This is a genomic window from Vibrio sp. V19_P1S1T109 (genome assembly GCF_002241375.1).
GTDB lineage: Bacteria > Pseudomonadota > Gammaproteobacteria > Enterobacterales > Vibrionaceae > Vibrio > Vibrio anguillarum.
On record NZ_NDIM01000149.1, the window covers coordinates 16,971 to 32,901 of the forward strand.

The window sequence follows — 15,931 nt, forward strand, 5'->3', positions numbered from 1 at the left end:
AATATGACAAATGTAAAGCGTGGGGTATTTAAAATCACACTTTATATGCCACTAAGTTTAATCCTTACATGCGCTAGTCAATAGTTGAGGGGGTAGCCGAATGACACTTGATAAAGTGTCTAAAGATTAGCTATTCCATCTAATTTTTTGAGCCTATGATTCAAATCAGGTCGCTTTATTGCAACGCTAATACAACAAATGATTTTGGCGAATTAAGAGGTCAATTAAAAACAGTAAATACAGCTCTTTATGCCAATCAAAAAAATACCTTACAAACATAACCAGCGTATACGTCAATATTTTGTTAGATCCAAGCCTCACTACTGGACAGGCACGCATGACCTAGTAACTTCAGTGATGTTGCCATTAGGACTACTACACTAATAGTGAAGCGCTACCGCAAGCAGACAATACCGTAACGAGCTTCAAAGGCTGCGGTGACGATGAATGAAAAGTCAAAATACACGGAATAGATGGCAAGCGCAGGGTACGGCGAAAGTTGCATATTGCAGTTGATACAAAGACTCACGAGATTATTACGACAGAACTGAGTTTACCGAATATTACGCTGAAGTATTCACAAACCTACTTTAGCGAACACACGAAAAGTCATTGATATATTGAATGATGGCACTAAATTTGGGAACAAAGTTATCCTCGACATATCGCGGCAAGTTACCCGAAGTTTACGGCTCTAATAAAAACTGGACGCAATGTTATGGTTATCACGAACGTTCACTCGCTGAAACGGCAATATATTAAATGAAGCAACTACTAGGTAGATAGGCGATTGAGCTTGATAAATTACGAAACGCAAGCTCGTAAACTTAATTATGCAATAAGGCTTACTATGATCGATAGGGTCATCTAAACAGACTAATAACCATAGTAAACTGCTACTATTCACAAGGTGCGGCAAGATGAATTAAAGCTAATCCACCTAGTGAAGTCTCTCGATACTTCTTATGCATATCTTTACCTGTTTGATACATTGTTTCTATCACCTTATCCAGTGATATCAAGGATTTGCTATTGCGCTTCAAAGCCATGCGCGAAGCATTAATCGCTTTCATTGCCCCCATTGCATTACGCTCAATACATGGTACTTGCACCAATCCACCAATCGGATCACATGTCATGCCCAAAGAGTGCTCCATTGCGATTTCGGCAGCAATGCAGATCTGCTCATTACTACCACCGCGTAATGCCGTTAATCCAGCTGCGGCCATTGAAGAAGATACCCCTACTTCACCTTGGCACCCTACTTCTGCTCCCGAAATCGACGCATTGGTTTTATACAAAATACCGATCGCACCTGATACCGCTAAGAAATCTTTTAGCTGCTTGGTATCCAGTTCTTTTATAAAGCGATGGTAGTACATCAGTACCGCAGGTATTACGCCCGAAGCTCCGTTCGTTGGTGACGTAACCACTTGGCCACCAGCAGCATTTTCTTCGCTGACGGCAAAAGCAAATAAGTTTATCCAATCCATAATTTCCATTGGATCATTTTCTACCGCAGCGTTCGCTTCAAGCTTTTTGAGCAGATTTGGTGCACGCCGCCTCAAATTCAAACCACCTTCGAGAATTCCTTCTGTTTCAAATCCTCGCACCATGCAATCATCCATTACACGCCAAATTTGATCAGCCCTTTCTGAAATAGTATCAACCCCATTAAATGCAGCTTCATTCTTCAAAATCATGCTGCCTATGCTCATGCCATTTTTATCGGCTTGATCCAACATTTCATCAGCACTGCTGAACGGGAAAGCCACTTCTATCGGTGCACTTTTACTGCCATTTTTCAACTCGTCAGCCGTAGCGATAAATCCGCCACCAATCGAATAATAAGTTTCACCAACAATAACGTCTCCACTTTGGTCGAATGCAGTAATCATCATGCCATTTTCGTGCAAAGGCAGGTTGTCGTCATGAAACAACATGTCTGTTTTATAATTGAAGGCAATGCTTTTCGTGCCCGCCAAATCCATTACACCACTATCAATCGCATGACGCATTGCGTGGTTAGCGCTGGTAATTTTGATTGTGTCAGGCTTATTACCCAAAAGACCTAGAATAGTTGCACGATCAGTATGGTGCCCAATGCCGGTCAATGATAAAGAGCCATATAGGTCCACCTGAACACGAATCACCTCTGTGATTCTATCGGCGATTAATTGTGTAAAATTGAAACCCGCCATCATAGGGCCATTGGTGTGAGAGCTCGAAGGTCCTACGCCAATTTTATAGATATCAAATATGGACAGCATACATTTACCTGTTTAGAAAACAGCCCGTTAAGAAAGAATGGCATAGAGCCAATCAGGAATAACAATACAAGCAGCAATGGTCACGACAGCGAAGGCAAGTAAGCCGTAATGACTGGCTGTCGGTTTTGCAAATAAGTGCTTCTGTTGTTCAATAAATTGATGTTGTTCTTCGGTCACGCAGCCCCAGAAATAGCTCACTACAACTCCGAGAACTAAAAAAACAACCGTGCCAATTAGCGCAAACCAAGGCCACGAAATTCCACTGTATTTAGCGATGAATACGACGATGACGCTACCGATACTGCCCGCAATCACCCCTTTCTCATTAGCATGTTTGAAGAACAAGCCAAGGATAAACGACCCCAAGCGGATACCCACGAATATAGAGGTTAAGCTGGCGATCGTTTTCAACACTGATTCATTTGAGACAGCAAGCAATGCCGGTACGACAACCAATCCAGCCGCAACCAAACTCATTTTTCTTGCTACAGATTCGTAATGAGCATTAGATGCTTGTTTACAGAAGAAACGTTTGTAGAAATCAAAGGTAGCTACAGTTGCCATCGAGTTGTAAGTCGAATCTAATGTCGACATGGCTGCCGCGGCTAATGCAGATATAACCAAGCCAACGACAATGGAGTTAGTGTGATTGAATACAAAGTCGAGTATCACTTCATTGCTGTTTTCAAAGTGTATACCTTGGTAAAACACGCTGAGTAAAACGCCGAGTATGGCAAAAAAGAGATAGATAAAGAACGCGCTATAGCCGCACAATAGCATTGATTTCAGCGCATTATTCTCACACTTAGTCGCGAGTGTTCTTTGAATAATCAATTGGTTAGTTCCGTACACACTAAGATGAAGAAAGCTAACTGCAACGACTCCAGCCCATAGTGTGGTATCAACACCCAAATCAAAATCTAAGTTGATGATATTGAGATGTTCCTGAGGCAACAACTCACCAGCATTGATTTTCATCAGTAGAATCACAAATATCGCGATACTGCCAATGATCAATACCGCGGATTGGAGCATATCTGTCCAAATGACCGTCGAGATACCCCCTGCATAGGTATAGAGAGCGGTAAATAGGCTGATATAGATAATCGCTTCAGAGATACTAACAGGTAGCACCTGAACCAAGATCAACGCCACGGCATATAAGATAACGCCAGCCGAAATGCATTGAACAACAATAAAAACAACAGAATTAATAGTGCGTGCGATTACACCAAACCGATGCTCTAGATACTCATAGATCGAGGTCAAACCTAGTTTGTAGAATACTGGTACAAAAAAAATCACGGCAAAAAATATAACGATTGGGTAGTTTAGGTGAATACTCATCGCTTCCATCCCCGAGCTATAAACCCACCCCGGCATACCCACAAACGTCATTGCACTGATGTAAGTTGCGAGAATAGACACACCAGCCGTAAACCAACCGAACTGCTTCCCACCAGTCGAAAAATCACCGCCAACACTATAGCGTTTATTAACTAAGTAACTAATAAATGCTGTAGCAAGCATATACAAGGCAACAACCACAAAGCTTGAATACGTAACCATTTTGGGCTTCCATTAATTATTTGCCGCAAATCATTCTCGACTGATATTACTTAAAAATTGACTCCCCCCTTCAAAAAACCACAGTAAGTGTGAACTTCATCACCAATATTGGTCACTATATAAGCCAATAGCACAGCACCATTCACTAACGGGATCAAGATCACCAAAATGCACAAAATGGGTACGCAGTCATTCCAAGGTGGACATTGATCACAGTTCTTATGAGCATAAAAATTCTATTATCCCCCCGAAATGAAGACGACGTGGTTCACATCAATCCTAATCACGTACCAATCAAAAAATCTTACACACCCTATAAAAATTAAGGTTTATCGACCATGACTATTAAAAAACACATGAGCGAAGTTCCTATAATGCAAAGGATAGCGGCTTACCTTGCAATCCTAGTAGGCTACTTTTTTTACTGTTATAACTTTGTAATTATTGACTACGTACGCCCATACATCGTTGAAGCGTATGATGGTATCAGTCTCGCCGATACTGCTCAGTTCTACACTTGGCAGTCAATTGGTGCTCTTATTGGTGCACTGAGCTGTGCCTGGGTAGCGTCTAACTTCGGTAAAAAATCAACCCTTATTGCCATCACAGCATTAAACGGTGGTGCAACCATCATTAATATGATGTTTACCGACTACGCGATGTGGGCGGCGATGCGTTTTATCATCGGTATTTCACTGGGTGGCTACTTTACTGTCGCGGTAAGTCTAATGATTGGACTATTTAAGCCATCAGTACGCGGAAAATTAACCGCATTTGCCTCTTCAATGTTCTCTGTAGCGCTAATGGTAATGGGGGCTTATGCAGCGTTCATTTCTAGTATCGACGCACCTTGGCAGAGCCTAATGTGGGTAGGTAGCATACCTCCTCTCGCGGCGGCGGCCGTGATGATCTTCATTCTTCCAAGTGACAAGAAAATCATTGCTTACGGTGAAGAAGAGCAAGCAAAAGCTGAAGCATCGAATGCACCCGTGAAGAAAGGTTCTTGGGGCGAAATGCTTAGTGCTCCATACCGAAAACTGACCATCACGTGTCTATTACTTGCGGGCCTTAACTTTTACGGTTACCAATTCTTCTCTGGCTTCGTTACGACTTACTTAAAAGAAGTCCGTCAGTTTGATGGGGCAACGATCGGCGTGATCTTCTCTATCTCTGCATTCGGTTCTCTATTCGGTGCTTGGGTATGGGGTGCCATTGCAGATAAATACGGTCGTAAAGTTAACGCATTTGGTTTCATCTTAGCGGGTGTCATGGCATCGGTATTCTTCGTTGCACCAAGCGATGTCACCATCGGCAGCCTAAACCTTCTTGCTCTACTTGGCCTTATCTACAACTTCGGCCTGTCAGCATCTGCGGTTTGGGGTGGTTACTTCTCTGAACTATTCCCTGCTCACCTACGTAGCTTCGGCGCTGCCCTATTCCACGGTGGTCGTATCATCGGTATGTGGGCGCCAATGGTATTGGTGTTCATCCAAGCACGTTCAGATTTAGCAACCGCAATGTGGGGCTCACCAATCGTATGGATTGTGGCTGGTCTACTGTGGCTATCTCTACCTGAAACACTGAAAGGTGGCATTTTCGACAAGAGTAAAAAAAGCCAAGCAGCAACAGCTTAATGCGCCCCTAAAATTGAAAAACACTAAACCGGTTGAGAAATCAGCCAGTAACAGAATCCTAATCGAGTCCTGTTCCGAATATTGACTCGACAATACAAAGAGAATCAATTATGTCTAAATATCAAGAAGCTAAGCGTATTGTTCGCGAATACTTTGTTGCAATGGAAAACGCAACTCATGAGAACGTTGCTGACGTACTAAAAGCACACACTTCTGAAGATTACTTATGGCGTGGCGTTTATCCTTTCCGTGAGCAAGAAGGCGCTCAAGCTGCGGCTGATGTATTCTGGGCACCAATGATGAAATCAATGACGCGCATGCAACGCCGTCAAGACATCTTCATCGGGGGTAATAATGAAATTAACCTAGACGAGATTTGGGTAATGAGCATGGGTCATTTCATGGGTCTGTTCGATGCTGAATACCTTGGCATGCGCCCTACTGGCAAGATCATGAACGTTCGCTACGCAGAATTTAATTGTGTTGTTGATGGTAAGATCACCAAAACGGGCCTATTTCTAGATCTACTCGGTATGATGGACCAAGCAGGTTGCTACCCACTACCACCATCAACAGGTAAGCACTTCGTTTACCCTGGCCCTCGTAATCACGACGGTTTGTTGTTTGAAGATGCAGCTCCAGAAGAAGGCGTGGCGACACTTGCTCTAGTAAACAAGATGGTTGATGACCTGTCTGCACTTAACGACAGCGGCGCGATGGGTTGCCCACCAGAAGTACTCGCGAAGAGCTGGTCAAAAGATATGATTTGGTACGGCCCATGTGGTATCGGCGCGTCTTACACCATTCCTCGTTACCAACAGCAGCACCAACTTCCTTTCCGTAACAACCTGAAAGACAAGAAGTTCAACGGCCACGTTTGTCGTTTTGCTGAAGGCAACTTCTCTTGTTTCTTCGGCTGGCCAAACCTATCGAATACACCAACAGGTGGCTTCCTCGGTATGACAGGTGGTGAAGTACGTGCAAACATGCAAGTTGTTGATGTGTACTACCGTGACGGTGATAAACTGTCTGAAAACTGGGTATTGATCGACCTTCCTTACTGGCTGCAACAACAAGGCTTAGATGTTTTCGAGCGCACTCAAGCAATCTTAAACCCTAACCTGTAACATCCCTCAATGCCAACCTCAGTCTATATCGCTTAGGTTGGCATTTTAACGTTCGTTCTTAATTACATCGCTTGCCAATAATCGCGCTAAACATTCATTTATCATTCGTCTCTGATCTTCGTAATGACTTTTACTATATACCGTTAGAACGTATCCAATATCTGAGTTGCTCTAATTCAAACCATTGTGATAAAAAGATTTATTGGGTTATATCCAAAACTGCACAATAGATACCAACTATTCTTTATTTTTCATACATTTCAACTCTAATGCTTTATGAGTACGTACCTAATTATGCTATTCTGTGTGTTAGTAATTTAGCTTAAAATATGGTCTATGAACTTTCCAAAACAAACCGTCACTTCAAAAGATGTCGCTAAACTGGCTGGCGTATCTCAATCCACCGTCTCTCGAGTGTTTGTTCAGGGTAGTTCAGTGTCTGACAAAACTAAACAAAAAGTATTTGAAGCGGCGAAAGCGCTCAACTATCGCCCCAATGCCTTTGCACGCAGCCTCACGACGAATGAATCTAAGCTAATTGGCTTAGTTTTCCCTGATGCTGACTATCCAATTCACATGAAAACCCTTCAGCTAATCTCTACCGAACTACAAAAGATGGGTTATTCAGCAGTACTGATCCCTTGGCAAGTTGATGGTGACGACCAGCACTCGATCCCCAATATCTTTCAGTACCGAGTAGACGGTGTCATTGCCGCTTCAGCAACCTTCAATAAATCGCTCTATGAAGAATGTGAAGAATTTAATATTCCTATTGTTCAGTATGCTCGTGTGGTTGAAGGGACTAAAAGTAGCTACGTCGTCAGTGATAACTACGAAGCAGGCCAGCAAGCTGCACAACTGTTAAACGATAACGGTATGACGAACGTCGTTTATCTAACAGGTGAAGTACCAACCTTTACCAATGATGAGCGTCAAACAGGTTTTAGCTCTGAATTTGAAGATTTGACCGGAAAAGCCCCTCGTATCGTCGAAGCCACTTATGATTATGCAAGCTCACTCAATAAGATCCGCGAGATGCTGACAGATAAGAACCGACCTGAAGCTCTCTTCTGTGCGACAGATAATCTTGCTATGGCTTTAATGGATGTCGCTCGAATTGAATGTGGTATTCGTATTCCTCAAGACCTTCAAGTCATCGGTTTTGACAATATCCCACAAGCAGAATGGTTGAGTTACCAGCTCACTACGTTCCGTCAAGATTTTCGGCGCTTAGCTCGAGAGTGTGTAAAGATCATTGTTGACCAAATAAACAATAAAAACAGTAGCTTGGTAAAAATGATGGTACCCGCTAAACTGATTGAGCGAAATACAACGAAAAGATAAAGAGAAGTTTGCATAGTTACCAATGATATAAGATGAATACTTAAGCATGACTTTATTGAACAAGCTCATCAGCAACTGACGCTATCAACACCTTCCACTAATGGAAATCGAGAATGGAGAAAGTAATTAAAGCCTCCTCTCTCGAATAACTCTGTACCTAGGTTATTCCACTGTAAAATAAAAAAGCCTCGTCACTAAATTATGAAGAGGCTGTTTAGGTTTAATCTTCGAAAAGTAAGTTTACTTAGACGCTACACTTTCCTAATTTTGGCTGGAATTGATTGGCGTACCGCAGCACCCACCACCCAGTCAAGCACTACACCATTGCCATCTCGAGTTGGATCTATCAAACCAATATCGTTAATGTTTACCCCATCTTGGCCTTTCGTTTTCACAGGCTGAAGTTTGTCACCAATCAAGTGTGCGCGTTCACCAAGCTCTGTGTGACCAAAACCATGCTCAAAACCAAGCGTGCCTCGTCTGATCCCAGAGACCACCATCGCCAACGCTGTGGTACTTGCAGTTGGCGTTTCAATAACAAACTGATCACCGGTTTGAATACCAGCATCCTTAGCGTCATTTGGATGAATGTAAACTGGGTTCACCCCTTTAATCGAATTTAAACGAGGCGATAAATTGGATACCGCACTATGAATATTCGATTTGAAGTTAGTCAAACTAAACGGCCAATCTGCTTTGGGATATTGAGTATCCAATGGTGTACCGTCTGAGAGCTTTTGTGGATACCACGTTGGGCAACCGCTGTAAAACTCGCCTGTCATAGTATTTTTTGCACTACCTACACGTTCGTTCCAAATCGCAACAGGCCGAGTCCATTTATACTTCATCTGCTCACCTTGGTAAGCCTCAGTTGCATTCTCAAAGCGGCCACCACGAGCAAAAATGTACGCCACACGCTTCATCTCATCGGGTGTCAGTACTTTTTGCATACTTGGCATGAGGCACTCTAGACCAGACCACGCGATATCTTCTGCACTCACTTCTGGAACACCACCTTTGATGTAAGCCAAGTTGGCCGCCGAACGAAGATAGAAATCTTCCGCGCTATGAATGCCATGCCATTGCCCTTGAGCATCTTTAATGGCTTGGTCGCCAAAGCCGCCAAGTTGCATCTTCTTCGCGACATCAATTAAGAAGTTTTCTAAGCAAACACTGCGACCATCAGCGGTCTTATCAGTGCGTGCTTCTACAATCGGCCAGCGAGCCGTCACAGTTTTCACCGGAACATCATGCCAAGGTGTTGCCATCCCCCAGCTCTCATAGGTCACCGTATCCGGCACGATGTAATCCGATAGCGCTGTGGTTTCATTGATGAATGCGTCAATCGAAACGATCAAACCAAGCTGTTTCGGGTCTTTCAGCTTGTCTTCCAACAACGTTTTTAAGCCTGGAACCCCATAGATTGGGTTTGCCATATGGTTAACCCACACCTTCACACGGTATGGATAGCCATCAATGGCCGCAGAAAGATGTTCTGTTAATAACGGCGCCGCAAACGGATACCAAGGCGCACGAGTTGGATAAGGTGATTCACCCGCAGCCACTCGACGTTTATATTCACTGGTTTTTTGATACGGGAATTTACTGCGGGAAAGGAATACGCCTTTCGGTGCAACTTTGCCTGCAAATTTGGTGAAGTCATAACGCGGGCCCGCAGCTGAGGTTGGGTATCCACCTGCTTTCGCCATTGCGCCACCTTTCATGTTGATGTTACCAATTAAGGCATTGAGCATCATGATGGTAAAGGCATTGTAGAAACCGTTAGTGTGCATATTGCCACCGTGGGTATCAACGACCGCTTTGGTGCCATGACTGGTGAAACGTTTTGCCAGCGCAATGATTTGATCAACAGGAACTTCACATTGCTCACTGTAGAAGTTCAAATCGTACTTAAACGCTTCTTCTTTTAAACACAGCAGCGACGACTTCACTCGAACAGAACCAGACGCAAGTTGCACGTATCGGTCTACGAACAATTCGGCGGCGCCCATTTGGCTATGCACACCGAACTCACCACTTTGCGCATCAACAATCACGTACGGATCGCTTTCCGATAGCACTTCGCCGTCAAAAGGCATTCCCATCTCCGACGCACGTAAGAAAGCGCCATGGCGAGGATGCGTCTCATCGCTGATCACCAGATGCGTCGCGTTACACCAATGTGCCGTGCCCGCTTGTTGCATCGCATTGACACCCGGTTGAGCTAGGAATGTTTTGTTGTAGCGCTCGTTTTCAAGGATCCATTGGATCATGCCCAACACCAAAGCTGAATCGCTGCCCGGTTTGATTGGCATCCAATGGTTGGTATCACCGGCGGCAAGGCTGGATGAACCAGCCGGCAGGCTTGGCGTAATGATGGTGTATTCTAACTTGCCTTCCGTACGCGCCTTTGCAAGCTGACGTGATTGACGCTTAAACGGATTACCCGCTTGCGCTGGCGACATACCGATAAAGATAATGTATTCCGCGTTATCAAAATCTGGCTTTAAGTGCGCGTTCTTATCCAAATCATTCATGAACGCGCCGCTACCCGCACGGAAGGCATAACCACAATAAGAACCATGGTGACCAAAGTTGCGAGTACCAAAGCTATTGAACGCGAAACGCTTAAAGATATCGTCACGTCCTTCGTTGCCGGCATTGGTCATCAGCAGTTGGTTCGCTTTTGGGCCATATTCTGGGTTTTGTGGATCGACTAGAGTAGTCAAATCACGAATGTCTTTAAGACCTTCAACATGACCTTCGCCAAATAAATCGCCGCCATTCACCACTTCATCAACCAGTTGTTCGTAGCTGATCGGCACCCATCTTCCTTCACCACGCTTGCCGACACGCTTAAGCGGCTGAGTGATCCGATAAGGGCTATTGCGAATTTCCAGCATGCCATTACCACGAGCACAGGCGGTAGAACGCCCTTCTAAACCCGCTTCCCCAGCCATGCCCAAATACGCCTCTTTAACGGGAGTTTCGAACGGAATGTGCTGTTGATGGGAAAGAGGATGGTAAGGGTTACCGACAATACGTAAAATCTCATCGTTACGATTATCAATACGCACACGCAAGCCACACAGACTCCAACAACCAAAACACATCGATGGAGCAACACGTTGATTCGGGTTTGGAATAAGGTTGCCTTGTTGATTCACTTTGTATTCTGGTTCTAACGAGTTGCCATGGTGAATGTCACGTGTCTTTTCGCCTGCGGTGCCATGAACAGCCCCATCAACCATGTGTTTGGTGGTGGCTGCATACCCAGCAGCAAAGGCGCCTAGCCCTCCAACTGCAAGCCCTGATTTCAATAACTGACGGCGTTTATTATCCATAATGAAATCCTCTTAAATCAGTGTTGAATAGCTGCAGAAGATGCAGTTTCACGTTTTGGTTGAATAAGCTCAGAAGCCAGTAACGCCAGCGCTATCCAAAGCCCAAATATGCCGACAATGCCCAGTAAACCATTGCTGCCGAGTGGTAATTCATAAGGATAAGGCCCCATGTCATAACGAGCGATAGTTTGCACCTCCATCATAGTGATCCAGCGAACCGCCCATGTCGCCGCAAGGGCAACAGCAGAAAAGAGCAATGTACGCAGCAAGCTATTGCTTTCATCACCCAATGCAAATAGCGCCAATAGCCCACTCATCAGCAATAAAGTGGCTATTACCGCAATATTTTTTATCCACTCTGGTTGTGTGAAAAGCGAAAATGAAGCGTTGTTTGATGCCCAAATCGGCAGTAGCAATAGCGCCAAGATCCCGCTCATCATGGTGGTTTGTTTTAGCAAACGGGTGTCGCCCATTGTCAACGTTTTGGTTTTTGATGGGATCAGAAGCCAAATCACTAAAGCAAAACCCACCGCGCCAATAAAAGCAGTCACAAACCAAAGTAATGGTGACGCAGGTTGGTGCCATAGTGAGCGTGATTTTACGACTGTTATTTCAGCCCCGGTATACAGCGCAATACTCAAACCAGAGAGCACGGTAATAACTGCCATCGACACCATCAACTGGCGACTGGTTTGCCATTGGCCGAGTGACAATTTAGACAACAGAAGCAGCACTTTGCCCGGTTGATTGGCGAGATTGATTAGATCACTACGCAGATACAACCAAGCGGTGGCCACCGCTAAAGCAGAAAAGATAGGAAGGAAGATAGCGCCTAAAGACATCCACGACCAAGAAGAGAGATACGGGTAAAAATGCCAAGCACGCCCCGGTTGATGCAGATCCCCCGTTAACGCAAGTGGTCCAACAATCGCACCGATGGCTAGAGTTAACACCAGTGCAGCGCGCAGACGATGGCTGGTATGAGATTCAAACAATAAGGCGATTAAAAATAGAATGGCCGCAGCATAAGCCGAACCGATATAGAAAAAATACTGCACCGCCCACGGTAGCCAAGCGATGGTCTGAGGTTGAACTAGTACTTCAGTAATGTTCATGCGCGCTCTCCTTGCGGATCATAAATCGCAGGCTGACCTTCGATGTGTTGGGTAAAACGTTCATTCATGCCAATGTAGAACACATGGGGTTTAGTCTCTTCATTGGGCTTAAGCACTTTAATATCGTCTCGGTGCTCATTCATCAAACGACTCACTGCACTGCTAGGATCATTGATGTCGCCAATCACGCGCGCCCCACCTACGCAGGTTTCCACACAAGCAGGTAACAAGCCATCTTCAAGACGGTGAGCACAGAAGGTGCATTTGTCGGCGGTCAGCGTTTCTTCATTGATAAAGCGCGCATCGTATGGACAAGCTTGAACACAGTAAGCACAAGCTACACAGCGGCTGTTATCCACCATTACGATGCCATCTTCACGTTGGTAAGTGGCTTGCACCGGACACACCGCGACACAAGGCGGGTTATCACAATGGTTACATAAACGCGGCAGCATAAAAGACTTCACTTCCTCAGTGATAGATGAGCCATCATCGAGCGTGACTTCATACTGTTTCACTGTGGTACGAAACTGACCAATCGGTGCTTGGTTTTCAATACTGCAACCCACAGTACATGCCTGACAGCCAACGCATTTGCGCAGATCCACCACCATCGCATAGCGCTTACCCACATGACCTTTTCTGTCTGGCTCATTGTTATTTCTAATCACCGTACCTGCGGTTGCGGTACCTATCCCTGCGATTGGAATAAGTGCCGCGCCTGCCGTTACCACACTGAGAAAACGACGTTTACTGGAATCCATACCTCACCTGCTAAGACTGATTAATGCTTGCTGGTATTTTCTTCCCTCCCCCCTATTTGCTGATATTGTGGATTTCCACATACCACCATCAATGTTGATCTAAAACAAATATAGAATCCCTCATGTTGCTGTTATCCTTCTATTCCAAATAAGAGGATAAAGAAGCCATTCATGAAAACAAAAATCATAAGCTTAGTTCGGTTGTGGATTGCGTTTGTCTTTCTTATCTCTGGCATTGCTTACGCGCAGATACAAAAGCATGCATTAGATTCACATACGGAATTTAAACCACAAATCGATGTGGGTGTATTGGCGACGCGTGGCCATTTGTATGCTTATCAACGTTGGCAGCCCACCATCGCATGGCTGAACCAACAAATCCCTCAAGTGAACTTAGTTCTCCACCCTCTTGATTTAGATGGCATGACGCAAGCGGTTGAACAGCAAAGCATGGATTTTGTTCTGACTAACCCCGGGCAGGCTGTGCGTTTAGGCCGTCAATATGCCCTCTCTTGGGTGGCAACACTCACCAGTCAAGCACCAGAATATTCTAACTATGGGATTGGTTCCTCTTTAATAGTTCGTGCTGACTCTCCCTACTTAACACTTGATGATGTGGCAGGCTTACCCATCGCCGCGGTATCTGAGAACGCTTTTGGTGGCTACCTCACGTTGCGCTACCAAGTGATAGAACAGGGACTTGACCCTAACGATTTCTTTTCTGATGTGCGTTATCTCGGTTTTCCTATCGACGCCAGTCTCTATCAACTGCGTGACCACAATATCGAGGCGGCGGTGGTACCTGCATGCCTTAAAGAGCACATGGAAAATGAAGGCTTGTTAGACAAAGGGCAATTACGTGTTCTCAACCCAATCAATGCACCGCAAAGCGAGTGTGTGGTTTCTACCCCTCTCTACCCCAATTGGTCATTGGCAAAAACTGAACGGGGCTCTTCTCAACTGGCCAAGCAAATTAGCCGCGCACTGCTGGCGATGCCCGAGAGTAGCCCGGCAGCGATTGCCGCTAGAGCATCGGGCTGGACATCCCCTGTGAGCTTACTATCGATTGACAAGCTCTATCAAGCCATGGATTTGCATCCACTCCAGCAACCATGGTGGAAACAAGCACTGCGTTGGCTAAGAACTCATCAAGAGTGGGCATGGGCACTGTTTTTGTTGGTCATCGTATTGAATATTTACCATTTCTGGTTGGAATATCGATTCAGTAAAAGCAAACACGCTTTAGAGAAAACCTTGCAGCGACTAAAAGAAAAAAGCGAGATGCTAGAGCACTCGCAACGCGTCGCGATTGTGGGAGAGTTGGGTAGCAGTTTGGCTCACGAGCTCAATCAACCGCTGGCAGCGATTCGCAACTACAGTGAAGGTGGGCTTTTACGTATGGCGAAAAATCGCCCCTATGAAGACATCGTCCCCGTACTGGAAAAAATCCAGCAGCAAGTTGAGCGCGCTGATGCGATTGTGTCTCGCCTACGCACCTTGATTAAAAAACGCAGTGTCGCAATAACAACCTTTAACTTAGAAGCGCTGATTTCAGATACTCTGGAGTTAATGCACTTCCGCCTGCAAAAACAAACGATTGAAGTTGTGCGCAGCACCGAAGGCCGTAGCCGACCTATCGAAGCGGATATTGTTGGCTTACAACAAGCCTTGGTTAATGTGATGAGCAACGCCATTGATGCCTGCGTGACACAGGCAGAACAGCATCCCGCGCCTTACTCAGGTAAGATTGCGATACATACAGATTTTCAAGCGCAGAACGTTTTTATTCGCATCATCGACAATGGTACCGGTTTACAACAAGACAACCCGACCGAAGCCTTTGTTAGCTCAAAACAAGAAGGATTGGGGTTAGGTTTATCGATTTGCCGAGATGTATTGGAAATGCATGGCGGAGAATTCGAAATACAATCTGTTGAACCACATGGTTGTATCGTTGAACTGACCTTGCCCTATCAGGCAGTCAAATCGTTAACCAAATGCGCCGCTGCGCCAAAAGAAAGCACCAAGGACAGATAGATGAGTGATAACCAATTGCCTGTGTACGTCGTTGACGACGATGAATCGGTACGTGATTCATTGGCATTTATGCTGGAGGAGTATGATTTTTGCGTCACTGCATTTGCTGATGGTCAGGCGTTTCTCGATGGTGTCGAGATTGAACAAGCGGGTTGTGTGATCCTCGATAGCAGAATGCCCAATTTACGTGGCCAACAAGTGCACCAAATTCTTAGTGAAGCCTGTAGCCCACTGGCGGTCATTTACCTCACTGGACATGGTGATGTGCCAATGGCTGTTGACGCAATGCAAGCTGGCGCGGTTAACTTTTTCCAAAAACCAGTAAAAGGGGGCGAGTTAGCACAAGCAATCTTAAAAGGACAAAGAGAGTCTGCCGCCAACTTAGACATCGCATTAGCGAAGAAAGCATATGAGTCACTCACCATTAGAGAAAAAGACATTCTGCGCTTGATCATTGTAGGAAAACGCAATATTCGCATCGCCGATGAACTGTGTATCGCCATGCGCACCGTAGAAGTTCACCGAGCGAATTTGCTGAAAAAATTCTCTGCCAAAACTGTTGCTGAGCTCGCTTACGCCTATGGGAAAATAGTTCAGTTCAAGTAAGGCTATAAAACATCAACTGAATTGGTAGATATTCAGGTAAACAACGATTATCAACTATACATTCATTTACTTGTAATATACTCAATCTGACTCAACCACTGAATAGCAAGCTCATCATAGT

At 45.1% G+C, this 15,931-nt stretch carries 10 protein-coding genes and 1 pseudogene; 6 read left to right on the top strand and 5 right to left on the bottom strand.

The window, feature by feature from the left end; translation table 11 throughout:
• Nucleotides 1-451 precede the first annotated feature (451 nt).
• Nucleotides 452-759: pseudogene (locus B9J87_RS18020) on the top strand (IS5/IS1182 family transposase); the annotation flags it as partial.
• A gap of 140 nt (nt 760-899) precedes the next feature.
• Here the strand turns inward: B9J87_RS18020 and B9J87_RS06935 are convergent.
• Both B9J87_RS06935 and B9J87_RS06940 read right to left on the bottom strand, forming a co-directional pair.
• Complete coding sequence (locus B9J87_RS06935; protein WP_094149916.1) at nt 900-2,270, bottom strand: L-serine ammonia-lyase; 1,371 nt, start codon at nt 2,268-2,270, stop codon at nt 900-902.
• A 27-nt stretch (nt 2,271-2,297) separates the two neighbouring features.
• Nucleotides 2,298-3,839: a sodium:solute symporter gene (locus B9J87_RS06940; protein WP_094149918.1), complete on the bottom strand. Its 1,542-nt coding sequence runs from the start codon at nt 3,837-3,839 to the stop codon at nt 2,298-2,300.
• Nucleotides 3,840-4,177: 338 nt separating this feature from the next.
• On the opposite strand from B9J87_RS06940, the gene B9J87_RS06945 reads away from it, so the two are divergent.
• From B9J87_RS06945 to B9J87_RS06955, 3 genes are all read left to right on the top strand, one after another.
• On the top strand, nt 4,178-5,473 hold the full coding sequence (locus B9J87_RS06945) for an MFS transporter (RefSeq protein ID WP_094149920.1): 1,296 nt from the start codon (nt 4,178-4,180) through the stop codon (nt 5,471-5,473).
• A gap of 110 nt (nt 5,474-5,583) precedes the next feature.
• Nucleotides 5,584-6,600, top strand: a complete 1,017-nt coding sequence (locus B9J87_RS06950) for a nuclear transport factor 2 family protein (protein ID WP_094149922.1) — start codon at nt 5,584-5,586, stop codon at nt 6,598-6,600.
• Nucleotides 6,601-6,936: 336 nt separating this feature from the next.
• Nucleotides 6,937-7,944 carry a LacI family DNA-binding transcriptional regulator gene (locus B9J87_RS06955; protein WP_094149924.1) on the top strand — a complete coding sequence of 336 codons (1,008 nt, stop codon included), beginning with the start codon at nt 6,937-6,939 and terminating at the stop codon, nt 7,942-7,944.
• A 251-nt stretch (nt 7,945-8,195) separates the two neighbouring features.
• Here the strand turns inward: B9J87_RS06955 and B9J87_RS06960 are convergent, their stop codons facing one another.
• Genes B9J87_RS06960 through dsrO form a run of 3 tightly spaced genes read right to left on the bottom strand, consistent with a single transcriptional unit; the run spans nt 8,196 to nt 13,167 of the window.
• Nucleotides 8,196-11,288, bottom strand: a complete 3,093-nt coding sequence (locus tag B9J87_RS06960; RefSeq protein ID WP_094149926.1) for a tetrathionate reductase subunit A — start codon at nt 11,286-11,288, stop codon at nt 8,196-8,198.
• 17 nt (nt 11,289-11,305) lie between these two features.
• The gene (gene nrfD, locus B9J87_RS06965; protein ID WP_094149928.1) at nt 11,306-12,403 is read right to left on the bottom strand and encodes an NrfD/PsrC family molybdoenzyme membrane anchor subunit; all 1,098 of its coding nucleotides are present in this window, start codon (nt 12,401-12,403) and stop codon (nt 11,306-11,308) included.
• Nucleotides 12,400-13,167, bottom strand: a complete 768-nt coding sequence (dsrO, locus tag B9J87_RS06970) for a sulfate reduction electron transfer complex DsrMKJOP subunit DsrO (RefSeq protein ID WP_094149930.1) — start codon at nt 13,165-13,167, stop codon at nt 12,400-12,402. The genes nrfD and dsrO overlap by 4 nt, the downstream gene beginning before the upstream one ends.
• A gap of 171 nt (nt 13,168-13,338) precedes the next feature.
• Here dsrO and B9J87_RS06975 point away from each other — a divergent pair, with 171 nt between their 5' ends.
• Nucleotides 13,339-15,204 (top strand): sensor histidine kinase, encoded by a 1,866-nt coding sequence (locus B9J87_RS06975; RefSeq protein WP_094149932.1) that lies wholly within the window; start codon nt 13,339-13,341, stop codon nt 15,202-15,204.
• Nucleotides 15,205-15,810, top strand: coding sequence for a response regulator transcription factor (locus B9J87_RS06980; protein WP_094149936.1), 606 nt, complete (start codon nt 15,205-15,207; stop codon nt 15,808-15,810).
• The last annotated feature ends 121 nt before the right edge of the window (nt 15,811-15,931 follow it).